This is a genomic window from Bacillus methanolicus (assembly GCF_028888695.1).
GTDB lineage: Bacteria > Bacillota > Bacilli > Bacillales > Cytobacillaceae > Bacillus_Z > Bacillus_Z methanolicus_B.
In genome coordinates this window covers 795,736-821,999 of the sequence record NZ_PNFF01000002.1, presented here as the reverse complement: position 1 = coordinate 821,999, position 26,264 = coordinate 795,736, and the positions used below count along the sequence as shown (strand labels likewise).

At 41.6% G+C, this 26,264-nt stretch carries 20 protein-coding genes, 8 tRNA genes, 3 rRNA genes and 2 pseudogenes; 8 read left to right on the top strand and 25 right to left on the bottom strand.

Translation table 11 applies throughout. From position 1 onward, the window contains the following. Positions 1-523: 523 nt before the first annotated feature. The 4 genes and pseudogenes from C0966_RS15830 to C0966_RS18710 all read right to left on the bottom strand — a co-directional run bounded on the left by C0966_RS15830 (position 524) and on the right by C0966_RS18710 (position 4,711). Complete coding sequence (locus C0966_RS15830) at positions 524-1,750, bottom strand: cation:proton antiporter (protein ID WP_274856633.1); 1,227 nt, start codon at positions 1,748-1,750, stop codon at positions 524-526. Between the two features lie 9 nt (positions 1,751-1,759). Beyond that, entirely contained in the window at positions 1,760-2,254 is a 495-nt protein-coding gene (locus C0966_RS15825; RefSeq protein WP_274856632.1) for a cation:proton antiporter regulatory subunit, read from the bottom strand. 49 nt (positions 2,255-2,303) lie between these two features. Then, positions 2,304-2,870, bottom strand: coding sequence for a tyrosine-type recombinase/integrase (locus tag C0966_RS15820; protein ID WP_274856631.1), 567 nt, complete (start codon positions 2,868-2,870; stop codon positions 2,304-2,306). A 647-nt stretch (positions 2,871-3,517) separates the two neighbouring features. Beyond that, a pseudogene (locus C0966_RS18710) lies at positions 3,518-4,711 on the bottom strand (ISL3 family transposase). Between the two features lie 100 nt (positions 4,712-4,811). Between C0966_RS18710 and C0966_RS15805 the strand changes: the two are divergent. From C0966_RS15805 to C0966_RS15790, 4 genes are all read left to right on the top strand, one after another. Next, entirely contained in the window at positions 4,812-5,075 is a 264-nt protein-coding gene (locus tag C0966_RS15805) for an excalibur calcium-binding domain-containing protein (protein WP_425535961.1), read from the top strand. A 78-nt stretch (positions 5,076-5,153) separates the two neighbouring features. Continuing rightward, a complete protein-coding gene (locus C0966_RS15800) occupies positions 5,154-5,639 on the top strand; it encodes an ImmA/IrrE family metallo-endopeptidase (RefSeq protein WP_274856629.1) in 486 nt (161 codons plus the stop codon). Between the two features lie 12 nt (positions 5,640-5,651). Beyond that, positions 5,652-5,876, top strand: coding sequence for an Arm DNA-binding domain-containing protein (locus C0966_RS15795; RefSeq protein WP_274856628.1), 225 nt, complete (start codon positions 5,652-5,654; stop codon positions 5,874-5,876). Positions 5,877-5,993: 117 nt separating this feature from the next. After that, positions 5,994-6,884: a site-specific integrase gene (locus tag C0966_RS15790; RefSeq protein WP_342456741.1), complete on the top strand. Its 891-nt coding sequence runs from the start codon at positions 5,994-5,996 to the stop codon at positions 6,882-6,884. Here C0966_RS15790 and C0966_RS15785 read toward each other — a convergent pair. From C0966_RS15785 to groES, 3 genes and pseudogenes are all read right to left on the bottom strand, one after another. Further along, positions 6,846-8,062 (bottom strand): annotated as a pseudogene (locus C0966_RS15785) (ISL3 family transposase). The gene C0966_RS15790 and the pseudogene C0966_RS15785 sit on opposite strands and share 39 nt — an antisense overlap. A 278-nt stretch (positions 8,063-8,340) precedes the next feature. Further along, entirely contained in the window at positions 8,341-9,963 is a 1,623-nt protein-coding gene (gene groL, locus C0966_RS15780) for a chaperonin GroEL (RefSeq protein ID WP_274856627.1), read from the bottom strand. 89 nt (positions 9,964-10,052) lie between these two features. After that, positions 10,053-10,337, bottom strand: a complete 285-nt coding sequence (gene groES / locus C0966_RS15775; RefSeq protein ID WP_003351248.1) for a co-chaperone GroES — start codon at positions 10,335-10,337, stop codon at positions 10,053-10,055. Between the two features lie 289 nt (positions 10,338-10,626). Between groES and C0966_RS15770 the strand changes: the two genes are divergently transcribed. Next, positions 10,627-11,358: a CPBP family intramembrane glutamic endopeptidase gene (locus C0966_RS15770; RefSeq protein WP_274856626.1), complete on the top strand. Its 732-nt coding sequence runs from the start codon at positions 10,627-10,629 to the stop codon at positions 11,356-11,358. Continuing rightward, positions 11,359-11,559, top strand: a complete 201-nt coding sequence (locus C0966_RS15765) for a YdiK family protein (protein WP_274856625.1) — start codon at positions 11,359-11,361, stop codon at positions 11,557-11,559. It abuts the gene before it with no gap. Between the two features lie 92 nt (positions 11,560-11,651). On the opposite strand, the gene C0966_RS15760 is transcribed toward C0966_RS15765, so the two are convergent. Continuing rightward, complete coding sequence (locus tag C0966_RS15760; protein WP_274856624.1) at positions 11,652-12,299, bottom strand: redox-sensing transcriptional repressor Rex; 648 nt, start codon at positions 12,297-12,299, stop codon at positions 11,652-11,654. A gap of 22 nt (positions 12,300-12,321) precedes the next feature. Continuing rightward, entirely contained in the window at positions 12,322-12,816 is a 495-nt protein-coding gene (gene moaC / locus C0966_RS15755; RefSeq protein WP_274856623.1) for a cyclic pyranopterin monophosphate synthase MoaC, read from the bottom strand. A 141-nt stretch (positions 12,817-12,957) separates the two neighbouring features. Between moaC and C0966_RS15750 the strand changes: the two genes are divergently transcribed. Then, the gene (locus tag C0966_RS15750) at positions 12,958-14,877 is read left to right on the top strand and encodes an ABC-F family ATP-binding cassette domain-containing protein (protein WP_274856622.1); all 1,920 of its coding nucleotides are present in this window, start codon (positions 12,958-12,960) and stop codon (positions 14,875-14,877) included. Positions 14,878-15,171: 294 nt separating this feature from the next. On the opposite strand, the gene tsaD is transcribed toward C0966_RS15750, so the two are convergent. The 5 genes from tsaD to C0966_RS15725 all read right to left on the bottom strand — a co-directional run bounded on the left by tsaD (position 15,172) and on the right by C0966_RS15725 (position 18,894). After that, on the bottom strand, positions 15,172-16,194 hold the full coding sequence (tsaD, locus tag C0966_RS15745; protein ID WP_274856621.1) for a tRNA (adenosine(37)-N6)-threonylcarbamoyltransferase complex transferase subunit TsaD: 1,023 nt from the start codon (positions 16,192-16,194) through the stop codon (positions 15,172-15,174). Then, positions 16,187-16,642, bottom strand: coding sequence for a ribosomal protein S18-alanine N-acetyltransferase (rimI, locus tag C0966_RS15740; RefSeq protein ID WP_274856620.1), 456 nt, complete (start codon positions 16,640-16,642; stop codon positions 16,187-16,189). The genes tsaD and rimI overlap by 8 nt, the downstream gene beginning before the upstream one ends. A gap of 20 nt (positions 16,643-16,662) precedes the next feature. Then, the gene (gene tsaB, locus C0966_RS15735) at positions 16,663-17,367 is read right to left on the bottom strand and encodes a tRNA (adenosine(37)-N6)-threonylcarbamoyltransferase complex dimerization subunit type 1 TsaB (protein ID WP_274856619.1); all 705 of its coding nucleotides are present in this window, start codon (positions 17,365-17,367) and stop codon (positions 16,663-16,665) included. Continuing rightward, positions 17,364-17,819 carry a tRNA (adenosine(37)-N6)-threonylcarbamoyltransferase complex ATPase subunit type 1 TsaE gene (tsaE, locus tag C0966_RS15730; RefSeq protein ID WP_274856618.1) on the bottom strand — a complete coding sequence of 152 codons (456 nt, stop codon included), beginning with the start codon at positions 17,817-17,819 and terminating at the stop codon, positions 17,364-17,366. The genes tsaB and tsaE overlap by 4 nt, the downstream gene beginning before the upstream one ends. A 253-nt stretch (positions 17,820-18,072) precedes the next feature. After that, complete coding sequence (locus tag C0966_RS15725) at positions 18,073-18,894, bottom strand: helix-turn-helix domain-containing protein (RefSeq protein ID WP_274856617.1); 822 nt, start codon at positions 18,892-18,894, stop codon at positions 18,073-18,075. 518 nt (positions 18,895-19,412) lie between these two features. Between C0966_RS15725 and C0966_RS15720 the strand changes: the two genes are divergently transcribed. Then, on the top strand, positions 19,413-19,742 hold the full coding sequence (locus C0966_RS15720) for an HXXEE domain-containing protein (protein ID WP_274856616.1): 330 nt from the start codon (positions 19,413-19,415) through the stop codon (positions 19,740-19,742). A gap of 208 nt (positions 19,743-19,950) precedes the next feature. Here C0966_RS15720 and C0966_RS15715 read toward each other — a convergent pair. From C0966_RS15715 to C0966_RS15665, 11 genes are all read right to left on the bottom strand, one after another. Beyond that, a tRNA-Asp gene (locus tag C0966_RS15715) sits at positions 19,951-20,026 on the bottom strand. A 29-nt stretch (positions 20,027-20,055) separates the two neighbouring features. Continuing rightward, positions 20,056-20,129, bottom strand: a tRNA-Met gene (locus C0966_RS15710). Between the two features lie 157 nt (positions 20,130-20,286). Next, positions 20,287-20,402 (bottom strand): 5S ribosomal RNA (gene rrf, locus C0966_RS15705). Positions 20,403-20,621: 219 nt separating this feature from the next. Then, positions 20,622-23,554: ribosomal RNA gene (locus tag C0966_RS15700) — 23S ribosomal RNA — on the bottom strand. Positions 23,555-23,707: 153 nt separating this feature from the next. Further along, a 16S ribosomal RNA gene (locus tag C0966_RS15695) occupies positions 23,708-25,259 on the bottom strand. The 16S, 23S and 5S rRNA genes sit together here with 8 tRNA genes alongside, the layout of an rRNA operon. A gap of 265 nt (positions 25,260-25,524) precedes the next feature. Next, positions 25,525-25,598: transfer RNA gene (locus C0966_RS15690), tRNA-Gly, on the bottom strand. 21 nt (positions 25,599-25,619) lie between these two features. Continuing rightward, a tRNA-Pro gene (locus tag C0966_RS15685) sits at positions 25,620-25,696 on the bottom strand. Between the two features lie 11 nt (positions 25,697-25,707). Continuing rightward, a tRNA-Arg gene (locus C0966_RS15680) sits at positions 25,708-25,784 on the bottom strand. A 57-nt stretch (positions 25,785-25,841) separates the two neighbouring features. Beyond that, positions 25,842-25,927 (bottom strand) — tRNA-Leu (locus C0966_RS15675). A 61-nt stretch (positions 25,928-25,988) separates the two neighbouring features. Continuing rightward, positions 25,989-26,073: transfer RNA gene (locus C0966_RS15670), tRNA-Leu, on the bottom strand. Positions 26,074-26,083: 10 nt separating this feature from the next. Next, positions 26,084-26,159, bottom strand: a tRNA-Lys gene (locus C0966_RS15665). Positions 26,160-26,264 lie beyond the last annotated feature (105 nt).

Here is a 26,264-nt window from a genome sequence, read left to right as displayed (position 1 = left end):
CAAAGTATCATCTAGGTTAATAGGTGGGAACTATTTTACGGTTACGTCGGTTTCACATCTCGTTTTTTATCTGATCGGGTACGTCTCCCCTTCTCTTTTATCATCATTTTCCCCTCCAAAAATCCAAACTTAAGTTCGGGACACTGTCTTTTTGTTCCTAGTGAAGATTGATAAAAAGAAATTTGGATAAACTAGGGAAGGAGAATAAAGAATGAAAAAAAGAGGTTTCAGCAATAGCAAAAAAAATAATCGATAATGCAAACAAATATGGAATCCCACTTAAAAAGAAGAAGAAAAAAAACGCCTAATGTATGGCGTTTTTTGAAATATATGACAATTCAAAACTGTCCTATACTTATACACTTTGTTACGGATATAAAAATAGACTCTTATTTTTATATCATTATCTTGATTTTATAAAGAGGTTCCGCCTGTGTAGTTCAACTAGCATTAAAATGTTTTGCATTACCTTTTGCCATAGTTAGAGGTAAAAACTTATAGTTACTTGGAAAAAAGTATTATTTCAACCTTCTGTAACTTCAATTTTTTTCTTTTTCGGTTCTTTACTCCATTTAAAAATCTTGTTTAAATACTTGTAAATTTTCTTGCTTTCTTTCGTCATAAGTGGTCCTGCAGTTGCCAAAATAAGAACATAAAGGGCAGTAAAAGGTGTTAAAATTGGATTTAATCCTGCTGTAATCCCCAAATTGGCTACAATGATTGAAAATTCTCCACGAGCCATGATTGTTAAACCAATATTAGTTGATGCTTTATGAGATAACCCAGCTTTTCTTCCGGAAATCATGCCGGCAACAAAGTTTCCGACAATTGTTAATATAACAGCGCCTAATGCCAACCAAATCGCATCAGCTAATGTAGACGGATCAATGCTTAGTCCAAAGCTGAAGAAGAAAATAGCTCCGAAGAAATCTCTGAACGGAACGACCAAATGTTCAATACGATCTCGATGCTCAGTTTCAGAAAAAACTAATCCTAATAGTAAGGCGCCAATCGCTTCTGCCACATGAAGCGTTTCTGAAAATCCAGCAACAAAGAATAATGTAGCAAATATAACAATAATGAAAATCTCATCGGATTTTATATTTAACCATTTATTAAATAAAGGAGCACCTTTTCGTGCAATAATAAAAAACATTAACATATAACCAACCGAAATAAGAACGGAAGTGATGATATCGAGGGAGGAAGTAGAGCCGGCAAGCAAAACACCTGACATTGTCGTTAAAAATAAAGCTAGGAAGATATCGTCAAATAAAATCATCCCAAGAATCAGCTCTGTTTCCGGATTTGCTGTTCTTTTTAAATCGACAAGAACTTTCGCTACAATTGCAGAAGAGGACACGCTAAAGAGTCCGGCAATAATAAGGGTTTCCATCCATGGTATGCCTGCGATAAATCCATATAAAAAACCTAAAGCAAAATTGATGGCTACATAGATACTCCCACCTATTACAATATTCCGGCCTGATTTCATCAGTTTGCCAACTGAAAATTCTAATCCTAAGTAGAATAGTAAAAATAGTACACCCATACGCCCTAAAAATTGGATAATGTCGTTACTTTCAATAAAGGTTAAGTCAATAATCCCAATCTGTGGGGCGTGTGGTCCAACTAGCATACCTAGAATAATCAGAAATGGGATAATTGAAAACTTTAGTTTGTTCGCAATAATTGATCCGATGGCAATAAGGACAAATGCAGTGCCGACTTCAAATACTAAATGACCCATCTATATCCCTCACCCCCTGCTCGATAATAAATTTTTTATTAAGTCTTTTAATTGGTTTCTTTCTCCCGAGATAACTAATGTGTCACCTGCTTCAATAACTGTATCTGGACCTGGTGTGTGGGACTTTTTTGTATTTTTTTTCTTTATAGCGATGACATTAACTCCAAAGTTATTTCTAATATCAATCTCACCAATCGTTTTATTAACAGCAGGTGCATTAGGTTCTACTTGATACCATTCAATTATTAAATCATCAAATGCGAAGTCCACTGTTTCTAATGCTTTAGGTTTATATGCCATCCCACCTAAAATTCCTGCAATTTGTCTGGCTTCTGAATCGTTTAATGTAACATTACTGATCACTTCATCATGATCATCTGAATTGAAATGATAGATTTCTCTCCGTCCATCATCATGAATAACGATAACCAGTTTATCTTGATTTTTTGTAATGATTTCAAACTTCCATCCAATTCCAGGAAGTTCGCTTTCTCTAATATTCATTTCTCAGATTTCCTCCTTTAAATTGTTCATGGATTAAGGTTTTTTTATCTCAAAGGTTTACATCAATTTCCGTTCTAATTTTTTCATTTTTAGAAATTCCAAGATATTTAAGAGTTTCAGAAGGCGTAGAATGATTAAAATGTTTCTGAAGCAGAGAAATGGCAACTCCCCGTTTATAGGCATGATACCCAAAAGTTTTGCGCATAGAATTAGTGCCAATTTTCCCCTGTACGCCAACAGCTTCTGCAGCATGATGAATAATACGATAAGCTTGTTGACGCGTGATTGGTTTTTTTGTTTTAGTTGACTGAAATAAATAGTCATCACTGTTCAAATGATTAGCTTGGATATAGTTTAGAGTAGCCTTTTTTACTTTATGATTGAGATACACTTCCTTAGTGATTCTAGATTCTTTAGAAGGAAGCAAAAAGAAATCACTTATGCAGCCTTCTTTTTCCAAAACATCTCTTACTTTAATATCCAACATTTCCGTGATCTTTAATCCGGTATTTATCCCAAAAACAAAGAGAACATAGTCTCTTTCAGAATGTTTTTTTAAATATCTTTTCATGGAATTAATTTGTTTTATATCTCTTAAAGCTTCTACATATTCCATATGTGTTCTCCTTAATCCATGTCACTTAATACTATATTATATTATTGTTATGTAACATGCAAATATGAATCGGCTACACTTAACTGGACAAAAAAATTAAGGTCAGGTAGACTAACCATCCAATCTGGGTATACTGCTAATCAAGCATAAGAGATCCCATACCAGCAACTTTACTAGGAGAGGCGGGTATGCTAGCCTGTTTGGCAAGCCAGATATTTTCATCATCTGGTTTCCTGGCTGGGAAAGCATGCCCGTAGAGGCTCCTTGTCAAGTTGCGGTGGTTACCCACTACATTTGGAAGTCTACTTCATCTCATTCAGTTAATGGAGGTGCACCGATATAACAAGAGTTAGAAGAACATTTACTCATGAATTTAAAGCTCAAATGGTCAAACTATATGAAAATGGAAAGCCTAGAAAAGACATGAATCGGCTACACTTAACTGGACAAAAAAATTAAGTCTCTTCACCATATTCTGTGATGTCCACACAATTCCTGAAATAAGTTAGCAAGATTGGTACTCAATCTAGAGTAGCCCCTTCGTCAGCTTAGTGACCACTTAGTTGGTAGAAAGGAAGCTGTCAAGTGCTTTCCTTGACGGCTTCCTTTCTACCAACTACACTGTGGAAAGCTGATGAAGGACAAGGTCAGGCAGCCTGATTTTTATAAGTTTTACCTGTACATTCTAAAAATACACGGAGTCTAAATCTGTCTAAATTCTTAAAACCAAATGCACGTCTTTTGATATTCTTGATTTTATTGTTTGTGCCTTCAATCCGGCCATTTGTGAAGGGTGTAAGAAAGTATTGCAAAATTTGTGCTTTCCAATTTTCTAAGGTCTTGGCTACTTGATGGAATGACGGAAATGGGCTGCTCCATGCAAGTTGGATCCATTCTTCCAAGAGTGAATCAGCTGTATCAAAGTCCGGTGCTTGGTAAACTTCTCTAAATAGCTCTTTTAGAAAATAGGCATATGACAACTCTAGGTGCTCTTCGAGCATTTCGTCTAATTGTTGTTTTTCATTAGCCGTTAGCTTTTCAGAACCTTTCAAGAGCTTAAACCGTTCTTTTTTCAGGCCAGGAATATTCTTCCTTACTTGATCAAGTGCTTGGGTAACTTTTTGCACTACATGATACTTATCAATGACGATACAGGCCTCTGGAAATACGGATTTAACAGCTTTATGAAAGGGATCCCACATATCCATGACAACGGTTTGAACACACTTATTAGCCAGGATCTCCTTGGAGAGTAAGGTTAGAGTAGAATCATAACTACGTTGATGTTCCATACCAAGAACACTGCCGGATTGGGCATCCATTAGAACGGTTTCATATCGGTGACCCTTTCAAACAGCGACTTCATCAAGGCTAAGGACTAGTTCATTGTTTTCTAAAGCACTATCAAGATGTTCTAAATGCTCCATTTCTTTTTCTTTAGCGATGGAATAAAAAATTCTTTCTACTGTCGTATAAGGAACTTTTTCCTTTCGACTTACTTCTTGAATAGTGGATCCATTGCACATTTGATACAGATATTCTCTGTATCGATTGGTCTGATGTTTTTTAGGGCTAATCGATTCAAATGTTTGGGAAAATACCTCATTACAGTTGTGACAACGGTATCTGTTCACTCTGACAAATAAAAAAAGGGGTTTGCCTAATATAGATAGATCACGAACTTTTCTTGTCCGCCAGTCGTGGACATTACTGGTAAAAAAGCCGCAAAAAGTACAACGTTCTTCCATCGTATTTTTCTCAACATGTAACAGATTGCAATCTTCAAGAAATACTTGTTTAACAACTTCAAATTCTGGCAAATCTAGTGATACAGAAAACACTTACAGAACCTCCTGTTATGTTAAGTAGGCGCTAACATTATTGCCAGGAATCTGTGAGTGTTTTCATTTTTATTAGTTAAATCACAAAATGTGGTGATGAATCAAAAAATTAATTGGAATCTTTGCTTCTGTTTGTCTAATTTTAGGCTTATCTGTTATCCCTAGCCATGACACAGAAGCTGCAGCAAAGAAATTCAAAAACTGCACAGAGCTTAATAAATCATACAAAGGCGGGGTTGCTCGTTCTTCTTCTGCTAAAAACAAAGGTGGAAAAACGAAATACAAGCCTTATGTTTCAAAAGAACTCTATGACGCCAATAAAAAACTGGATCGAGATAAAGACTATATCGCTTGTGAACGATAGATTGTTTCAATAGCCCTTTTAGGGCTTTTCTTTCAAACATAAAACCGAACGTATATTCGTATAATTGAGGTGCTCATCATGAAAACAACATATACTCAAACATATTTAGAAGAATTCATCTCAAATCTTTACAAAAGCCTTGGCATTTTTAAGCCTCACCAGATATCAGAAGAAGATATTGCAGCAAAACTTGGAATCTTGTTTTTCCGGAATAATGGTCCTGCTTTTCACACTCGCGTTTGTGGAGTCGATGCAAACTATGTAGATGCACGTGACAGTCCTAAAAAACAGCGTGAACAATTTTTTCATGAATTGTGTCATGTTCTTCGGCATGTTGGAAGTCAATCAATTGTTCCCTTTTCTTTTCGTGAATGGCAGGAACTTGATGCTAAACGTTTTGTGAAGTGTGCAGCTATTCCGTTTGATATGGTGAAGGATTGGGATTTGGACGATCCTGAAATAATAAAAAAAGCATCAAAAACATTCTGTGTTACTCAGGAACTTTGCCAGGAAAGGCTTTTACAAATAAGAAATCGAATTTACATCAACAAACTAATTAGTTGAGGAGGAATAAGAATGGCACGGTTTCAAAAGTATGAAACAAAAAAAGGCGAACGATGGATGTTTGTCATTGAAAATGGCATTGATCCGCAAACCGGGAACCGGCGGAGAGTCGTTCGTCGAGGGTTTTTAAAACAAAAAGACGCGAAGGATGCAGCTAAGGAACTGGAATATCAGTTAGGTTTAAGAAAGTTAGATACTAAAGGGAATATTACCTTCGAAGAAATGGCCGAAGAGTGATTATCCGTCTACGGATCGGCCGATGTAAAAATAAGCACAATTAGGGTAAGACGTCATGAAATCGGTCATTTAAACAGCTACTTTGCCCGATACAAGCTAAAAGACATCACAAAAAATATGTATCAGAATGCTCTTATCGATCTTAAAAATAAGAAAGGACTTTCATACAGGACAATATCTGGCATTCACGGTACGGCACGGATGATATTTAAGAGAGCGATGGAACAAGACTTGCTGCTTGTTGATCCTTCTGAATATGCTATTATCCCTAAAGACAAGAAAACGGTCGAGGATATTGAAAACACAAAAATCGAAGAGAAATATCTCGCAAAACACGAATTGAAGCTATTTTTGGACAAGGCAAAAGAAATGGACGAAGAAACCTATACCATGCTTTTTGTTTTAGCATGGACCGGGTTGCGTGCTGGAGAATTGGTTGCATTGAAGTGGAAGGACATCGATTTTGAAGAGAAAACAATTAACATTACAAAGACTTATTACAATCCAACTAACAATACAAAGAAATTTCAGTTACTTCCACCAAAAACAGAGGGATCCATCCGCAAGATTACTGTGGAGGATGAAGTCATCAGCGTTTTGAAGAAACATCAAATCCGTCAGAAAGCAGTGAAACTGGAAGTCGGCCGGGATTATTATGATCAAGATTTTGTATTCGCTCGAATGAAACCGCCATATTACGGTTATCCACATTTTATTAAGACTGTTGAAAATCGTATGGAAGCCGTATTAAAAAAATTGCCTTCTATTAAGAAACACCTTACTCCGCATTCCCTACGACACACTCATACTTCGTTACTTGCTGAAGCTGGGGTAGACTTGTTGCAGATCATGGATCGTCTCGGTCATACAGACGATGAAACAACAACTCAAGTATACTTGCACATTACCAAAGACAGAAAAAAAGGGTTCTCCGTCAAATGTTTGGGTGATGACTTTGTGTCCTCACCCCTATCCAATGTGAACCCCAATTCCTTTATACTGATGTGATAATAAAATTTTAGCCCTGAAGCGTTTGAAGCTTCTGAAGCCAAAGGCATTCCGTTTTAGTACTTTGGTTAAATTATTGATCCCTTCCAAAAATCCGTTGGAACAGTCATAAACAAAACTGTTAAGGATTTCTGTCTGCCAGTTTTGAAAGGTCTTTATGGCCTTCTCCATCTCTGGGATTTCCGAAGCTTCAACCAATCGGTAAAACGCTTTTAACTCCTCTTTCACCACGGCAATTTGATCCCTGCCAATCTCTTTGGCACGTGTAAACCAATCTCGATAGGCTTCTTTGAGTTCGTATGCCTTCCTGAGCTCCTCGGACATCTCCAGATAACGCTCTAAATACCAGCGTTCCTCTTCTGTAAGGCGGTCACTGGCCTTGTGGAAGACATGTTTCATTCGCTTGCACTTTTTACGGTCATAGTCGTGAAAATCCTGTTGGACTCGCCTTCTCACCGCATCAAGCGCCCAGTAGATATATCGGCAGAAGTGAAATCGATCTGCGATAATAACCGGACGGCCTAGTGCTGCCTGGACGGCTGCTTTAAACGATTGGTTCATATCCATAATGACCACTTGGACCTGGCTTCCGTGCTTTTGAGGGTATTGCTTAATGGTTTTTTTATACCGATTGGGGAGGATATCCAATGGCTTTTTTGTCACCCCGTCGGCTATGATTAATTGGTATTTGCCTTCCTTCGTATCGCCTTTGTATTCGTCAATGGCAATGATTTTCGGCAATTCCTCAACCGCACGGATTTCACTGCTCGCCAAGCGGTCAAACCGACGGACTACCGTCGACGCAGAAGTGCCATAGTTCTCAGCGGTTTCCTTGAAGGTCTTTCCTTTGATGGCCCGCGGATGGATACGGCCTGGTTCCACTCAATGGAAGTGCGTTGGTAGCGCTCGACTATGGAGTTTTTCTCAGAGAAACGTTTCCCGCAGCTGCATACATATCTCCGCCGTCTATAAAAAATCTGGGTCTTTCGCTCAAACCATTTCAAATGCTGGATTTTCTGGATCCGGTAATCATGAACACGGCTTGTCTTTCTGTTACAACGGGGGCAACGATGCATCTTTCGTTCCATCTCCACATGAAACTGTACAACTTCCCCAACTTGTTCCACTTTGGTCAGGACAACCTCTTTTAAACCAGGAATATTCATGATAAGATTCATATACACGCAACTCCATTCTTTAAACTTGTTTCTGGACAATTCAAGTATAAAGGAATTGGATGTTTGCGTGTATTTTTTATGCAAACGAAAGTGTGTTTAAACCCCAACAAATATTATAGAGCCAAAAAAAGAAGCTTCCCAAAAGTTCGGCGAACTTATGAGAAGCCTCTGATTTTTTGGTTTATGGCATTATTTTTTCAATTTCGGCACCAAAACGGCATCAAAAATGGCATAGTAATGAATAAAACCCCTTGATTTCAAGGGGTTTTATTCATTAATTACATCATGCCGCCCATTCCGCCCATGTCAGGCATTGCAGGACCTTTGTCTTCTTCCGGCTTGTCAGCAACAACTGCTTCTGTTGTTAAGAACATAGCCGCAACAGATGCTGCGTTTTGAAGAGCTGAACGAGTTACTTTTGTTGGGTCAACAATACCAGCTTCGATCATGTTTACCCATTCGCCAGTAGCCGCGTTGAAGCCTGTTCCAACTGCTTCGCCTTTTAAGCGTTCAACGATCACAGAACCTTCAAGGCCGGCGTTTTGAGCGATTTGACGTACAGGCTCTTCCATTGCACGTAATACAATGTTAACACCAGTAGCTTCATCGCCTTCAGCTTGAATAGAAGCAACTTTGTTGTATACGTTAAGAAGTGCAGTACCACCACCGGCTACAATACCTTCTTCAACTGCAGCACGAGTTGCGTTTAATGCGTCTTCGATACGAAGTTTGCGCTCTTTTAGCTCAGTTTCAGTAGCAGCACCAACTTTGATTACCGCTACACCGCCGGCTAATTTTGCTAAGCGCTCTTGTAATTTTTCACGATCGAATTCAGAAGTAGTTTCTTCTAATTGAGCACGGATTTGGTTAACGCGAGAAGCAATTTGTGCAGAATCGCCGGCACCTTCTACGATTGTTGTATTTTCTTTTGATACGACAACTTTAGCAGCGCGTCCTAAAGAATTGATTGTTGCAGATTTAAGGTCACGGCCAAGCTCTTCAGTGATTACTTCACCGCCAGTCAAGATTGCAATGTCTTCAAGCATTGCTTTACGACGGTCACCGAAGCCAGGAGCCTTAACAGCTACTGCATTGAATGTTCCACGAAGTTTGTTCACTACTAATGTAGCAAGTGCTTCACCTTCAACATCTTCAGCAACAATCAATAACGATTTGCCTTGTTGAACAACTTGCTCAAGAACAGGCAGGATTTCTTGAATGTTGGAGATTTTCTTGTCAGTGATTAAGATATAAGGATTTTCAAGAACTGCTTCCATTTTGTCAGAATCAGTTACCATGTAAGGAGATAGATATCCACGGTCGAATTGCATACCTTCTACAACATCTAACTCAGTTGTAAAGCCTTTAGATTCTTCGATTGTGATAACGCCGTCTTTGCCAACGCGCTCCATTGCTTCAGCAATTAATTCACCGACTTCTTCGTCAGCAGCAGAAATAGAAGCAACTTGTGCGATAGATTCTTTTGCTTCGATTGGCTTGGAAATAGCTTTCAATTCTTCAACAGCAGTAGCTACCGCCTTTTCGATACCTTTGCGGATACCCATTGGGTTTGCTCCGGCTGTTACGTTTTTAAGCCCTTCACGGATCATTGCTTGAGCTAGAACAGTAGCAGTAGTTGTACCGTCACCGGCAATATCATTTGTTTTGCTTGCTACTTCTGCAACAAGCTTAGCGCCCATGTTTTCAAATGGATCTTCTAATTCAATTTCTTTCGCAATTGTAACACCGTCATTTGTAATTAACGGAGAACCGAATTTTTTCTCAAGAACCACGTTGCGTCCTTTTGGTCCAAGAGTTACTTTTACTGCATTTGCAAGAGCATCTACACCGCGAAGCATCGCACGACGCGCATCTTCACTAAATTTAATCTCTTTTGCCATGATGAAAAACCTCCCCTAATTTTTATCATATCGTTATTCTAGCCGAGTAGTTTGATCTGGCCTCCATGAGTTGGAACGGCTATCTCATTTTACTCTACTACAGCAAGGATGTCGTTTTCGCGCAAAATTAAATATTCCTTACCATCATACTTTACTTCTGTACCAGCGTATTTTGAGAAGATAATGCGATCGCCTACAGATACCTCAAGTGCTACACGCTCGCCGCTGTCAAGAACACGGCCGGTTCCAACAGCTACTACTTTACCTTCTTGAGGCTTTTCTTTTGCTGTGTCCGGTAAAACGATACCGCTTGCAGTTTTTTCTTCGGATTCGACAAGCTCAATTACAATGCGATCACCTAGTGGCTTTAACAAGGGAAACAACCTCCTCAAATTTAAATATATTATTATCATTATTAGCACTCGCACCCGTTGAGTGCTAACACAATTATTATATTAAATAAATCAAATCTCTTTTGCAAGCCTAAAGAAAAAAATTTTTGATATTGGAATCCCGATTTTCTTCATCGATTTTTGCTGCATATAAGATTATGCTTCAATGATTCTAAATTATTCCTTTAATCCATAGAATTTGAAACAGCCTGCCGTCAATAGTAGAATGGTACAGAGTCCATTAGTTTTTAACAAAAGGAGTAAAATGCTGTTGAAAAAAGAATATTGGTTCATATTAATAACGTATATTGCCATGCATCTGTCCGGTCTGTTTGGGATTCCGCTTATCACTTTTTTAGGAGCTTTCTTCGGCAAAAGTATCAAGGAAATGGAAGTGCTCGCAGTCCCTTATTGGCTGGTTTTCAGTTTTACTTTTACATTCATTATTGTTCTTTTACTTTTGAGAAAAGAAATCAAAGCGGGTTCAAATAAAAGGAATGCAGCCTCCGCGATTTCATCTGTCTATTGGTCTGTGGGCGGCGTCTTCATGGCCCTTTTTGCCCAATACATTGCAGCCAATATTGAAAGAATCGTCGGAATTGAAATGGGTTCGGAAAATACTCAGCAAATTATTAATATTATTGAGTCTTTTCCCTTTGTTATTTTAGTAAGTTCAGTAATTGGTCCGATTTTAGAGGAAATTGTTTTTCGCAAAATTATTTTCGGAGCGCTCCATAAGCGGCTGAACTTCTTTCTATCCGCACTGATCAGTTCTTTAATATTCGCTCTGGCCCATGCTGAACCTGAGCATATCATTTTATATTCTGCAATGGGCTTTACATTTGCTTTTCTTTATGTTAAAACCAAACGGATTATCGTTCCTATCATTGCCCATGTGGCAATGAATACATTCGTCGTATTAATTCAGTCCGTATACAGGGAAGATATAGAGAGAATTCTGCGCGAAGCGGAAAAAATTCAAAGTTTTATTGGAGGATTTTAGATGAGGCAGTCTCCCTTGATTTCAGGCATCTTTTATATTCTGCTGGGCACTTTGTTCACTTTTTTTGCCATCCGACATGTGAATGAAACCGGCTGGGGATTTTTTACTTACTTGCTCGTGTTATTAGCAACATTTGATATTGGATCAGGAATCAGAATGATTACTTTTCATTTTAAGATCAAAAATGCAAATAAATTATAAAAATCTTAGCCAAACAGTGGCGCAACTACAAGGGGTCTGATCTTCAGACCCCTTATTTTGCATTGGCATTATTATTAAGAACAATTTCTTCGCTAATCTTCTTCCGGCGGATAATGCTTTAAGAAATAAACTAATGACTGTAATTCGACCAGTAAATCGATATGATGGACACGGACCGATGACGGAACATTTAATCTTGCCGGTGTAAAGTTTAAAATACCTTTTACATTCGCATTAACAAGCCGGTCTGTAACTGATTGAGCTTCCGGTACAGGAACGGTTAAGATGGCAACCTGTATATCCGTTTCCATCATTATTTTTTCAAGATCATCCATATGATAGACAGGTACTTGCCCTATCTTTTTTCCCACTTTGTTTTGATCAATGTCAAAAGCGATTTCAATTTTCGTGTTATTGTTTTTAAGAATATTATAATTTAAGAATGCGGTTCCTAAATTCCCGACTCCGACTAAAGCAACCTTTGTCAACTCATCCTGATCAAGCGCTTTGCGAAAAAAAGACAGCAGATAGTTCACATTGTAGCCGTAACCTTTTTTTCCTAAAGCGCCAAAATAAGAAAAATCCCTGCGGATCGTTGCTGAATCTACTTTTACTGCTTCACTCAGTTCAGCAGATGAAACCTTTTGTTTTCCGGAAGAATGAAGGTTTTTCAAAAAGCGATAATATAAAGGCAGCCTTTTGGCCGTTGCTTGGGGTATTTTCACCATTTCGTTTGACATCTTTCATTCACCGCCTTTTTGTTTATTTACGTCCTTTCTCCCTAAAATAATCTCCGTTTATTCCGCCTGTTTTTTCAACCAAATACGTTTCTCCAATAACCATGCCTTTGTCAACGGCTTTACACATATCGTAAATCGTTAGAGCACAAACGGAAGCTGCGGTTAATGCTTCCATCTCTACTCCTGTACTCCCCTTTGTTTTAACCGAGGCTTCAATATTTAGAATATAGTTTTCCTGATCATTCTCCCAGAAAAATGAAATATCTACTCCAGTAAGAGGAATAGGATGGCACATCGGAATGATTTCCCATGTTTTTTTTGCTGCCATTACCCCGGCAACTTGAGCAACTGACAGAACATCCCCTTTTTTTATCTTATTATTCGTAATTTTTTCATATAACTCTCTATTTACAGTAATACTCGAACGTGCTAATGCAGTTCGCACCGTTTCCGGCTTACTGCTGACATCTACCATTTTCGCTCTGCCTTCTTCGTTGAAATGAGTAAACTCAGCCATAAAAAACACCTCACAACAAATCATACACTATTTTGACATTTCTGTGTGATAACTTTGTAACATTGTTCACAAAATCACATGTATTGCCGACACAATGTGAATAAGATACACTAGTTTTATGGTAACCTGAGGTGAGAGCAAATGATTTTATTACAAGTTAATCAATTAACGAAATATTATGGTGCTGATCTTATTTTATCGAATATAAAGCTTGAAGTTCAAAACCGTGACAGAATTGCCCTTGTCGGAAGAAACGGCGCGGGTAAGTCTACTCTATTAAAAATCATTGCCGGGCACCTGTCGTATGATTCAGGCGAGATAATAAAACCAAAGGACGTTTCAATCGGGTATTTAGCACAAAATACCGGGCTTGAATCCGAATTGTCCATTTGGGATGAAATGATGACTGTTTTTGAACCGCTGCAAAAAATGGAAAAAGAGCTGCGAAAATTAGAAGAAAAAATGGCAGACCCGGCGGTGTTTGAAAATGCAGCTGCCTACGAACGCATTCTCAAAGAGTACGATCTTTTACAAGTTCAGTTTAAAGAGCAAGGCGGTTATCAATATGAAGCGGATATCCGTTCTGTCCTTCACGGGCTCAATTTTCATGAGTACGATTATTCCACTAAGATTTCAAGTCTGAGCGGAGGCCAGAAAACAAGACTTGCTCTCGGAAAGCTGCTCTTAACAAAGCCCGATATTTTAATTTTGGACGAGCCTACCAACCACCTTGATATTGAAACATTAACGTGGCTTGAGCAATATTTGCAGAACTATGATGGAGCGGTATTGATCGTTTCCCATGACCGATACTTTTTAGATAAGGTCGTGACACAAGTTTATGAAATTTCTCGGCATCAAATCCAAAAATATCATGGCAATTACAGTTCATACCTTCAGCAAAAAGCCGAAAACTTTGAACGAGAAATGAAGCAGTATGAAAAACAACAGGAAGAAATAGCCAAATTACAGGAATTTATTGCGCGAAATCTGGCCCGGGCTTCAACAACAAAGCGGGCGCAAAGCCGGCGTAAACAACTTGAAAAAATGGAGATCATGGACCGGCCTCTCGGCGATGAGAAATCTGCTTCTTTTTCTTTTGACATTGAACGGCAAAGCGGAAATGACGTCCTCAAAGTACATGAGCTGGCCGTAGGATACAAAGGGAATAAGGTATCAGACAACATCTCATTCCGGATCACCCGCGGGGAAAGCATCGCTTTAGTCGGTCCAAACGGAATCGGCAAATCTACTTTATTAAAAACGATCGTCAAAAAGCTTCCAGCGCTTTCAGGGGAAATACAGTACGGCTCAAATGTAACAATTGGCTACTATGACCAGGAACAAGCTGAGCTGACATCAAATAAGCGCGTTTTAAATGAATTATGGGATGAGTATCCGTTAAAAACTGAAAAAGAGATCCGTACAGTGCTCGGGAATTTCTTATTTTCCGGGGATGATGTACTAAAGCCCGTTTCTTCCTTGAGCGGAGGAGAAAAAGCAAGGCTCGCGCTGGCAAAATTAATGATGCAAAAAGCAAACTTTCTTGTTCTCGATGAGCCGACTAACCATCTAGACTTGGACAGTAAAGAAATTCTTGAGAATGCTTTAATTGACTATCCGGGAACCATTCTATTTGTATCCCATGACAGGTATTTCATTAACCGGATTGCAACGAAAGTTCTGGAGCTCAATCAAAATGGAGCCGTTGAGTATTTAGGCGATTATGATTATTTTTTAGAAAAGAAGCAGGAAAAAGAAGAAATTCGTGCGCTTGAACAACAGGAAACAGGCGCAGCTGAACCTATAAAACAAGAAAAAAACACGTACCAGCAAGACAAAGAAGCCAAAAAGCTTGAAAGGCAGCGCAAAAGGCGGATTGAGGAGATTGAAGCCCTGATTGAGTCGCTGGAAGAACAAATAGCAAAGAATGACCAGCTTCTCTGTGAACCTGAAATCTACGAAGATCATGAAAAAGTGATGGAAATCAATTTGCAAAACGAAAAAGCGAAGTCAGAGCTTGAAGCCCTATTGGAGGAATGGGCAGAGCTGGCCGAATAGAAAAATAGTGCCACGATCGTGCCCGATTACAAGGTGCTGACTTATAAGGGTCTGATTCCTTCCGACAATCACAATATTGGAGGGGTCTGACCTTTTTTATTTTTTCTGTTTTATATTTCTCAACAATTCTTGAATATTTATCCACAATTTTATCCACAATACGATTACTTATTTAAAAAGTTTTTATCATTTTTTCCACAATATCCACAATTTTTGATTTTTTTATCCACAAAACTAACAATTTTTAAAAAATTATCCACAAAAAAACTCCCTGTTTAAAGGGAGTTTTCCATATTAGTTGTGGATTGTTATATCTAAGCCCGGATTTGCATTTAAAGCCAAATCGGCCCGTATTCCTTTTTCAAACAACACGCTTCCTGCCGCCGCAATCATGGCAGCATTATCCGTGCAAAGCGAAAGCGGAGGTATTATTAATTCGATATGTGGCAATTCCTTAAATGCTTCCTCTAAAGCAGTCCTTAAGCCCTTGTTGGCGGCTACTCCGCCTGCTAATAGCACTTGTTTTACTTCGTATGCTTGCGCTGCTTTTACCGTTTTGGTTACAAGAACATCAATCACACTTGCCTGAAAACTGGATGCCAAATCTTCCTGTGCAATCGTTTCACCGCGCTGTTCCGCATTGTGAACCGTGTTAATAACAGCTGATTTCAATCCGCTGAAACTGAAATCATATGAGTCTTCTTCAAGCCAAGCTCGCGGCAGTTCGATTTTAGGTTCGCCTTCATGTGCAAGCCGGTCGATATGCGGCCCTCCCGGATAAGGCAAATTTAATGTTCTTGCCACTTTATCATATGCCTCGCCGGCAGCATCATCTCTCGTTTCTCCAATCACTTCAAAATGCCCGTGTTCTTTCATATAAACAAGTTCTGTATGGCCGCCCGATACAACAAGGGACAAAAGCGGGAACTTCATTTCAGCTACAAGCCGATTGGCATAAATATGTCCGGCAATATGGTGCACCCCAACAAGCGGAATTGAATGGGCAAAAGAAATAGCCTTTGCTGCATTTACTCCTATCAAAAGCGCTCCAACCAAGCCGGGCCCTTCCGTAACAGCGATCGCATCCAGATCTTTGTATGAAATGCCTGCCTGTTTCATCGCTTCTTCTAAGACGATGGTTATTTGTTCGACATGGTGGCGGGAAGCTATTTCAGGAACCACTCCGCCAAATCTCTTATGGCTGTCAATTTGCGATGCGACTACATTAGCCGCAATCTCCCGGCCGTTTTTAATAATCGCCACCGCTGTTTCATCACAGCTCGTTTCAATTCCCATAATCCATTGATCTTTATTCATCTAATTTCACCCACATTACTAATGCATCTTCCTGGTTATCTGTATAATAATTTTTTCGAATTGCTCCATTTTGAAACCCAAGCTTTCGGTATAATGATTGTGCAACATAATTCGTTACCCTGACTTCCAACGTCATCGTCTTAGCCCCCAGCTCCCTTGCAAGCTCCATTACCTTTCGCAATAAAGCTTCTCCAAGCTTTTTCCCTCTATATTCAGGAAGGAGAGCAATATTAGTAATGTGAGCCTCATCAACAACAACCCACACTCCGCAATAGCCAACGACTTTTTCATGATCTTCGAGAACGATATAAACAGCGAACTGATTTTTTGTTAGCTCATTATAAAATGCTTCGCGGCTCCAAGGGAGAGTAAAAGATGCATGTTCAATCTCCAATACCTGGTCAATATCTTTTTCTTCCATAAATCGAAAAGTTATAGATTCATTCATACAATTTTCTTCCTATCCAACTACCCGTTATTCGTTTTCTTCGATTCAAGCCATTTTGCCTCGGCTTCAGCCAGCCTGATATAATTCGGTACAAAAGAATGAATATCTTCTCCCGGCTGATCCTTTCCTAAAAACGCCAGCTCCGAAGGCCGCGGATTATGTTCCGTTATTTCGGCAAAAACAGCCTTTTCTTCAAGATTTGCTTGAATTGAATCCTTATGGAGAGGGAGGTCATTTCCTGCAAAAAGAATCGGTTTATCAAGTTCCCTTAATTGATTTACCCAATCCTCAGTTAAGATGATCCCGTCTTTTTTAATGGCAACTAGCTTCCCATTCTGATATTGATACAACCCGGTATAGATCTGCCCTCTTCTCGCATCAAAAATTGGTGATACGTACCCATTAAAATATCTGCCTACTCCTGAAGCAATCACCGCCAGGCTTGAAACTCCAACAAGCGGAATATTTAATGTCCATGCAAGTGTTTTAGCAATCGTCACTCCGATTCGAACTCCCGTATAAGACCCCGGTCCTTTTGCAACAACCACTTTTGTTAAGTCTGCGGGAGTTATATCACATTCCTTTACTAAAGCTTCAATTGCCGGCATTACTCTGATCGAATGGTTTTTCTTAACATTCGTAATATATTCGCCCATTACTTTCTCTTCATTGATAATGGCAATCCCTAAAGGATAATTAGATGTATCAATGGCCAGTACTTTCATGAAAAAATCTCCTTACATAATTCCTCGTAACGCTTCCCTTTTGGCTGTAAAACAATCCGCCTTTTTTCATTATCTTCCCTGAATATCGAAATCGTTAATAATTCAGATGGAAGCTGTTCTTCGATAAGATGAGCCCACTCAACAACGGTTACTCCATCGCCCTCAAAATACTCATCAAAACCCAAGTCTTCATTAGCGTCTTCGACCCGGTATACATCCATATGATAAAGAGGCAGCCTTCCATGGTATTCTTTTATTATTGTGAATGTTGGGCTATTTACATTTTTCTTTATTCCCAGTCCTTCTGCCAGCCCTTTTGTAAAAGTCGTTTTTCCGGCTCCTAAATCTCCTTCAAGAGCAAGAACATCACCTGGTTTTAAAAATGTTGAAAGCCGTTTGGAAAATTCCAGCGTTTCACTCGGTCCTCCGGAGAGGAATTCATATTGATTCATATGGTAATCACCTTTGCTACCTTTTGTTTACATGATTGTTTAGAACGGTTTATTTTTATACAAAAAAACCTTAGGAATCTTCCTAAGGAGCTTACTCTATATTAGTTTACATGATTTTATGAAGATGAGCAAAAATGTGCATACCGTATATGACATTTCCTGCTTGCTAAATAATTAGATGTGCCCCTCAATATTAATCTTTTCCGTATCTCAAAAAGAAACGTTATGAATAAAACTGCCGTATTCTATTGATTTATTTTTTTCTAAATTCACTCGCATTTATCCCAAATCGTTTTTTAAACGCCCTCTCAAAGCTTCCTAAGCTGCCAAACCCAACTTCATAGGCAATCATCGTGATGTCTTTTTTCGTATGCTTCAATAGGTGTAATGAATGGTCCAACCTTACCTTTGTTATATATTGGCTTGGTGTAAAGCCTGTTACTTCTTTAAACAAACGAAGGAAGTAATATTTACTGATTCCAGATTCCTCAGAAATTTGATCTAATGTAATTTCACTATTATATTGCTCATGAATGAAATCCACTGCTCGTTTTAACATTGGGTGATTCGGCAACGTAACCTCTTTCCTCCAAAGCTCATTGTGAGGGCCTTCATGTTGAGAAAATACTAAATTTGCTAATTCCCATTCTAATTGTTGGATTTCAATTTTATTTGTATTGCCAAAAAGATTTTGTCTGACTGCTGTTTCAGCAATTTTTATAAATAAATCAGATGAACCCACATTCATAGAAGAAAATGAAATTTCGTTTGATTGGCCGGCTAGACGTTCAATATACACTTTCTCCAAAAATTCCTTTTTTATATTAATTAAAAGAACTTTCCCCTCATCTTTATCCGTAAAATGAATATGTTTTTCTCCCGGGGCAGTTATAAATCGATGTTGTTTTTCTAAAATGCCGGTTTTGTTATTTATATCAATAAATGTAGACCCAAACAAAGGAATACTGATTTGAAAATCGTCTCCATGACTATGCTCTAAAGGATCAGATGAGTTTGGTTTAAGATGAATCATCATAAACTTACTGTTTTCTAACTTTAAATTAAGATACCTCATATGAAAAGACCCCATTCTAACTAGTGCTGTGTTTTGATTGTCGTTAAAAAATTGCTATTAAAGAAATCGCAATTAATGAACAGCAATATAAAGTACAGATTGTTAATCTTTATATAAAGTTCAATAAAAAATTAATTTCTCTTGAATACTACAGTGCTTGGAGGGTTTATTATGAAAAAATATTTTAAACCGATCTGATCTGGCTTATGTTCATAATATTAAGAAACTTATGTCACGCACAATCCTTAATCTCGTAATTTTGTAAATTTCATATTTACCGAAAACCCATACGGCTCCCTTATATAAGGAATAAAAAATAAATCCGAGGTGATTTTTGTGTTTTACAATGATTATATTATTAAAAAGATTCATGATTTACGTATGGCTGAATTAAATGAGAAGTTAAAACATGTGAATCATCTTCAAAGAAAAGAAAATATAGGTGAATCTAATGTCCTAAATCAAGAACTCAAAAAACAGAGCTTAATAGAGACTTCTTATTGAGGTGGAACGACATGTTGGAAAAGTTAAATGATAAATTGGAACTAAAAACCGTTATCTTGCTCTTTCCCATCATGTTTTTGATTCATGATTCTGAAGAAATTATTACTATGGGAAAATGGGTGGATAATAATATTGCCTATCTCTACTCTGTTGTGCCAACAAGGCTTCAGTTCGTTATTGAATCCGTTCATTTGGCAACCCCTCAGATTGCAATTGCAGTTTTTGTTGAGTTTATTATACTTTCTTTTGCAACATTTATGTTGCTTCGATCTCTACGTTCACGTGTAAGGATGACATTATTCACAGCACTATTAACCATGTTCTCAATGTTTTTACTCATCTAGGACAGTGCATAGCTTTTCGAGGATACACACCAGAAACTTTTATAACAGCTTAACAATGAAATAGGCATTCCATAAAGATTTTTTTAAAATGTTTGTTTTCATAAATCAAAATACCACAGCTTTAGAGGCTGTGGTAGATCCAGAATTTTATATCTTTGCTTTTAAAAAGAAACATCGTTTCGTTCAGTTATTCCAGCATCCTATAAACTGGCGGTCCCGACGGGAATCGAACCCGCGATCTCCTGCGTGACAGGCAGGCATGTTAACCGCTACACTACGGGACCTAACTTATGTATTCAAGAATATGGATTTATTGCGGGGGCAGGATTTGAACCTGCGACCTTCGGGTTATGAGCCCGACGAGCTACCGGACTGCTCCACCCCGCGGTAATATTATTTAATCTTGTTAGTCCATGCGCCTATTTTAGCTTTCGGACTGTCCCGACCTCAGTAAGCTAAACCGAGAAGCCGTTCGGTCGGTACAACTCGCAGTTATTCGGTGAAGTAATGCTTGTTGCTCCACCCCGCGTCGATAAATACAAAAGCCTGGCAACGTCATACTCTCGCAGGGGCAATGCCCCAACTACCATCGGCGCTGAGAAGCTTAACTTCCGTGTTCGGTATGGGAACGGGTGTGACCTTCTCGCCATCATCACCAAGCCTTCATCATTGAATCATCAACCCTGCTGGCTTGCGACGAGGTGAACAGTTTCACCTTCGAATATGCTATGCCGCAGGAGCAGGCTTAAATCAACAATGTTTTATATATTCATTATGTAGAAGAGAATTTTTTCATTCTCTCAAAACTAGATAATGCATGAAGAAGCATGAAGAACAATGAGTATCATTTTAATCAAGCGGGCTTCTTCCGCTTTTTCATTGGTTAAGTCCTCGATCGATTAGTATCTGTCAGCTCCACGTGTCGCCACGCTTCCACCTCAGACCTATCAACCTGATCATCTTTCAGGGATCTTACTAGCTTGACGCTATGGGAAATCTCATCTTGAGGGGGGCTTCATGCTTAGATGCTTTCAGCACTTATCCCTTCCGCACATAGCTACCCAGCGATGCCTTTGGCAAGACAACTGGTACACCAGCGGTGCGTCCATCCCGGTCCTCTCGTACTAAGGACAGCTCCTCTCAAATTTCCTGCGCCCGCGACGGATAGGGACCGAACTGTCTCACGACGTTCTGAACCCAGCTCGCGTACCGCTTTAATGGGCGAACAGCCCAACCCTTGGGACCGACTACAGCCCCAGGATGCGATGAGCCGACATCGAGGTGCCAAACCTCCCCGTCGATGTGGACTCTTGGGGGAGATAAGCCTGTTATCCCCGGGGTAGCTTTTATCCGTTGAGCGATGGCCCTTCCATGCGGAACCACCGGATCACTAAGCCCGACTTTCGTCCCTGCTCGACTTGTAGGTCTCGCAGTCAAGCTCCCTTCTGCCTTTACACTCTGCGAATGATTTCCAACCATTCTGAGGGAACCTTTGGGCGCCTCCGTTACCTTTTAGGAGGCGACCGCCCCAGTCAAACTGCCCACCTGACACTGTCTCCCGCCCCGATCAGGGGCGCGGGTTAGAATTTCAATACAGCCAGGGTAGTATCCCACCGACGCCTCCACACAAGCTGGCGCTCATGTCTCTCAGGCTCCTACCTATCCTGTACAAGCTGTACCAAAATTCAATATCAGGCTGCAGTAAAGCTCCACGGGGTCTTTCCGTCCTGTCGCGGGTAACCTGCATCTTCACAGGTACTATAATTTCACCGAGTCTCTCGTTGAGACAGTGCCCAGATCGTTACGCCTTTCGTGCGGGTCGGAACTTACCCGACAAGGAATTTCGCTACCTTAGGACCGTTATAGTTACGGCCGCCGTTTACTGGGGCTTCGATTCAGAGCTTCGCGTAAGCTAACCCCTCCTCTTAACCTTCCAGCACCGGGCAGGCGTCAGCCCCTATACTTCGCCTTGCGGCTTCGCAGAGACCTGTGTTTTTGCTAAACAGTCGCCTGGGCCTATTCACTGCGGCTTTTCCGGGCTATGCACCCAGAAAAGCACCCCTTCTCCCGAAGTTACGGGGTCATTTTGCCGAGTTCCTTAACGAGAGTTCTCTCGCTCACCTTAGGATTCTCTCCTCGCCTACCTGTGTCGGTTTGCGGTACGGGCACCTTTTTCCTCGCTAGAGGCTTTTCTTGGCAGTGTGGAATCAGGAACTTCGGTACTACATTTCCCTCGCCGTCACAGCTCCGCCTTATGCTAACGGGATTTGCCTCGTCAGCGGCCTAACTGCTTGGACGCGCTAATCCAGCAGCGCGCTTGCCCTATCCTCCTGCGTCCCCCCATTGCTCAAACGGAAAAGAGGTGGTACAGGAATATCAACCTGTTGTCCATCGCCTACGCCTTTCGGCCTCGGCTTAGGTCCCGACTAACCCTGAGCGGACGAGCCTTCCTCAGGAAACCTTAGGCATTCGGTGGATGGGATTCTCACCCATCTTTCGCTACTCATACCGGCATTCTCACTTCTAAGCGCTCCACCAGTCCTTGCGGTCTAGCTTCAACGCCCTTAGAACGCTCTCCTACCGCGGACACCAACGGTGTCCACCCACAGCTTCGGTGATACGTTTAGCCCCGGTACATTTTCGGCGCAGAGTCACTCGACCAGTGAGCTATTACGCACTCTTTAAATGGTGGCTGCTTCTAAGCCAACATCCTGGTTGTCTAAGCAACTCCACATCCTTTTCCACTTAACGTATACTTTGGGACCTTAGCTGGTGGTCTGGGCTGTTTCCCTTTTGACTACGGATCTTATCACTCGTAGTCTGACTCCCAAGGATAAGTCTTTGGCATTCGGAGTTTGTCTGAATTCGGTAACCCGATGAGGGCCCCTAGTCCAAACAGTGCTCTACCTCCAAGACTCTTACACTTGAGGCTAGCCCTAAAGCTATTTCGGAGAGAACCAGCTATCTCCAAGTTCGATTGGAATTTCTCCGCTACCCACACCTCATCCCCGCACTTTTCAACGTGCGTGGGTTCGGGCCTCCATCCAGTGTTACCTGGACTTCACCCTGGACATGGGTAGATCACCTGGTTTCGGGTCTACGACCACATACTCATTCGCCCTGTTCAGACTCGCTTTCGCTGCGGCTCCGTCTTTTCGACTTAACCTTGCATGTGATCGTAACTCGCCGGTTCATTCTACAAAAGGCACGCCATCACCCATGAACGGGCTCTGACTACTTGTAGGCACACGGTTTCAGGTTCTCTTTCACTCCCCTCCCGGGGTGCTTTTCACCTTTCCCTCACGGTACTGGTTCACTATCGGTCACTAGGGAGTATTTAGCCTTGGGAGATGGTCCTCCCTGCTTCCGACGGGATTTCACGTGTCCCGCCGTACTCAGGATCCACTCAGGAGGGAACGAAGTTTCGACTACAGGGTTGTTACCTTCTCTGACGGGCCTTTCCAGACCTCTTCGTCTACCCCGTTCCTTTGTAACTCCATACAGAGTGTCCTACAACCCCAAGAGGCAAGCCTCTTGGTTTGGGCTGTTCCCGTTTCGCTCGCCGCTACTCAGGGAATCGCGTTTGCTTTCTCTTCCTCCGGGTACTTAGATGTTTCAGTTCCCCGGGTCTGCCCTCCTAACCCTATGGATTCAGGTTAGGATCCTATCCCATTACGGATAGGGGGTTTCCCCATTCGGAAATCTCCGGATCAATGCTTACTTACAGCTCCCCGAAGCATATCGGTGTTAGTCCCGTCCTTCATCGGCTCCTAGTGCCAAGGCATCCACCGTGCGCCCTTTCTAACTTAACCTAAAAGGTTTGAAACTTAAAATGGCGATACTCGGTTCTTCTTTTGCCTTCTTCAATACGATTATCTAGTTTTCAAAGAACGAAGTTCTGAGGAATTGCTCCCTCAAAACTAAACAAACAAAAGCGATCAACTTCTCATGTTTAAATTCCTTAGAAAGGAGGTGATCCAGCCGCACCTTCCGATACGGCTACCTTGTTACGACTTCACCCCAATCATCTGTCCCACCTTAGGCGGCTGGCTCCTTAAAGGTTACCTCACCGACTTCGGGTGTTACAGACTCTCGTGGTGTGACGGGCGGTGTGTACAAGGCCCGGGAACGTATTCACCGCGGCATGCTGATCCGCGATTACTAGCGATTCCGGCTTCATGCAGGCGAGTTGCAGCCTGCAATCCGAACTGAGAATGGTTTTTTGGGATTGGCTCAACCTCGCGGTTTCGCAGCCCTTTGTACCATCCATTGTAGCACGTGTGTAGCCCAGGTCATAAGGGGCATGATGATTTGACGTCATCCCCACCTTCCTCCGGTTTGTCACCGGCAGTCACCTTAGAGTGCCCAACTGAATGCTGGCAACTAAGGTCAAGGGTTGCGCTCGTTGCGGGACTTAACCCAACATCTCACGACACGAGCTGACGACAACCATGCACCACCTGTCACTCTGTCCCCCGAAGGGGAACGTCCTGTCTCCAGGATTGTCAGAGGATGTCAAGACCTGGTAAGGTTCTTCGCGTTGCTTCGAATTAAACCACATGCTCCACCGCTTGTGCGGGCCCCCGTCAATTCCTTTGAGTTTCAGCCTTGCGGCCGTACTCCCCAGGCGGAGTGCTTAATGCGTTAGCTGCAGCACTAAAGGGCGGAAACCCTCTAACACTTAGCACTCATCGTTTACGGCGTGGACTACCAGGGTATCTAATCCTGTTTGCTCCCCACGCTTTCGCGCCTCAGCGTCAGTTACAGACCAGAGAGCCGCCTTCGCCACTGGTGTTCCTCCACATCTCTACGCATTTCACCGCTACACGTGGAATTCCGCTCTCCTCTTCTGCACTCAAGTTCCCCAGTTTCCAATGACCCTCCACGGTTGAGCCGTGGGCTTTCACATCAGACTTAAGGAACCGCCTGCGCGCGCTTTACGCCCAATAATTCCGGACAACGCTTGCCACCTACGTATTACCGCGGCTGCTGGCACGTAGTTAGCCGTGGCTTTCTGGTCAGGTACCGTCAAGGTACCGCCCTATTCGAACGGTACTTGTTCTTCCCTGACAACAGAGCTTTACGACCCGAAGGCCTTCTTCGCTCACGCGGCGTTGCTCCGTCAGACTTTCGTCCATTGCGGAAGATTCCCTACTGCTGCCTCCCGTAGGAGTCTGGGCCGTGTCTCAGTCCCAGTGTGGCCGATCACCCTCTCAGGTCGGCTACGCATCGTCGCCTTGGTGAGCCGTTACCTCACCAACTAGCTAATGCGCCGCGGGCCCATCTGTAAGTGATAGCCGAAGCCATCTTTCAGCTCTTTCCCATGCGGGAAAGAGGATTATCCGGTATTAGCTCCGGTTTCCCGAAGTTATCCCGGTCTTACAGGCAGGTTGCCCACGTGTTACTCACCCGTCCGCCGCTGACTTCAGGGAGCAAGCTCCCATCAGTCCGCTCGACTTGCATGTATTAGGCACGCCGCCAGCGTTCGTCCTGAGCCAGGATCAAACTCTCCAAAAAAGAGTAAGATATGCTCATAAATAATAGAATTAACTCTGGCTAGTTTCGGCTCCCAGCTAAATAGCTGCTTGAATTAGCTTCTTCGCAATTTTGCGCAAAGCATGACCTTTAGGTGATGGTTTAAGCAGCGAGGTCATTTCGCTTCTTCTGTCAAAGTCTTTAAGGACTTTTCCGCCAGAAGCTCCAATGCCCTTCGAAGCTAACCGGTCGCCTCCACTTTTAATTGTTGACGCTTTTGTTTGTTCAGTTTTCAAGGAACAATTTTTGGAGCGGGTGATGGGAATCGAACCCACGACAACAGCTTGGAAGGCTGTGGTTTTACCACTAAACTACACCCGCGTTTTCAATTGTGTACTCGAATGGTCGGGAAGACAGGATTCGAACCTGCGACCCCATGGTCCCAAACCATGTGCTCTACCAAGCTGAGCTACTTCCCGTTTAATATTAATGGCGCGCCCGACAGGAGTCGAACCCATAACCTTCTGATCCGTAGTCAGACGCTCTATCCAATTGAGCTACGGGCGCTTTTAAAAGCAACTATATTATAATATCATGACTTTAAGTTGTTGTCAACTATATTTTTGGTGCGGCCGAGAGGACTTGAACCTCCACGGGGTTGCCCCCACTAGGCCCTCAACCTAGCGCGTCTGCCATTCCGCCACGACCGCTTATTAAAACGACGAATTTTATATTACCATAAATCACTTCGATTTTCAACTAGTAAATTAATGGTGCGGGTGAAGGGAGTCGAACCCCCACGCCTTGCGGCGCCAGATCCTAAGTCTGGTGCGTCTGCCAATTCCGCCACACCCGCGCAAATATAATGGTGAGCCATGGAGGACTCGAACCTCCGACCCTCTGATTAAAAGTCAGATGCTCTACCGACTGAGCTAATGGCTCTTGTTTCTATTACACTCCATGTTTTTCTTCGATGTTACTTCTACGAAGCAACTCATCATTAGGTTCAACGACGTCCCGATCTCGGCAAGCTTATTCAAGCAGCGG

What these genes read in the sequence shown, in the direction of transcription:
- C0966_RS15830 (WP_274856633.1), bottom strand. Translation starts at nt 1,750, where the DNA reads ATGGGTCATTTAGTATTTGAAGTCGGCACTGCATTTGTCCTTATTGCC.
- C0966_RS15820 (WP_274856631.1), bottom strand. Translation starts at nt 2,870, where the DNA reads ATGGAATATGTAGAAGCTTTAAGAGATATAAAACAAATTAATTCCATG.
- groL (WP_274856627.1), bottom strand. Translation starts at nt 9,963, where the DNA reads ATGGCAAAAGAGATTAAATTTAGTGAAGATGCGCGTCGTGCGATGCTT.
- C0966_RS15795 (WP_274856628.1), top strand. Translation starts at nt 5,652, where the DNA reads ATGGCACGGTTTCAAAAGTATGAAACAAAAAAAGGCGAACGATGGATG.
- C0966_RS15760 (WP_274856624.1), bottom strand. Translation starts at nt 12,299, where the DNA reads ATGTCAAACGAAATGGTGAAAATACCCCAAGCAACGGCCAAAAGGCTG.
- C0966_RS15790 (WP_342456741.1), top strand. Translation starts at nt 5,994, where the DNA reads ATGTATCAGAATGCTCTTATCGATCTTAAAAATAAGAAAGGACTTTCA.
- rimI (WP_274856620.1), bottom strand. Translation starts at nt 16,642, where the DNA reads ATGAATGAATCTATAACTTTTCGATTTATGGAAGAAAAAGATATTGAC.
- tsaD (WP_274856621.1), bottom strand. Translation starts at nt 16,194, where the DNA reads ATGAATAAAGATCAATGGATTATGGGAATTGAAACGAGCTGTGATGAA.
- tsaB (WP_274856619.1), bottom strand. Translation starts at nt 17,367, where the DNA reads ATGAAAGTACTGGCCATTGATACATCTAATTATCCTTTAGGGATTGCC.
- C0966_RS15765 (WP_274856625.1), top strand. Translation starts at nt 11,359, where the DNA reads ATGAGGCAGTCTCCCTTGATTTCAGGCATCTTTTATATTCTGCTGGGC.
- C0966_RS15800 (WP_274856629.1), top strand. Translation starts at nt 5,154, where the DNA reads ATGAAAACAACATATACTCAAACATATTTAGAAGAATTCATCTCAAAT.
- C0966_RS15725 (WP_274856617.1), bottom strand. Translation starts at nt 18,894, where the DNA reads ATGAGGTATCTTAATTTAAAGTTAGAAAACAGTAAGTTTATGATGATT.
- C0966_RS15825 (WP_274856632.1), bottom strand. Translation starts at nt 2,254, where the DNA reads ATGAATATTAGAGAAAGCGAACTTCCTGGAATTGGATGGAAGTTTGAA.
- moaC (WP_274856623.1), bottom strand. Translation starts at nt 12,816, where the DNA reads ATGGCTGAGTTTACTCATTTCAACGAAGAAGGCAGAGCGAAAATGGTA.
- tsaE (WP_274856618.1), bottom strand. Translation starts at nt 17,819, where the DNA reads ATGAATCAATATGAATTCCTCTCCGGAGGACCGAGTGAAACGCTGGAA.
- C0966_RS15750 (WP_274856622.1), top strand. Translation starts at nt 12,958, where the DNA reads ATGATTTTATTACAAGTTAATCAATTAACGAAATATTATGGTGCTGAT.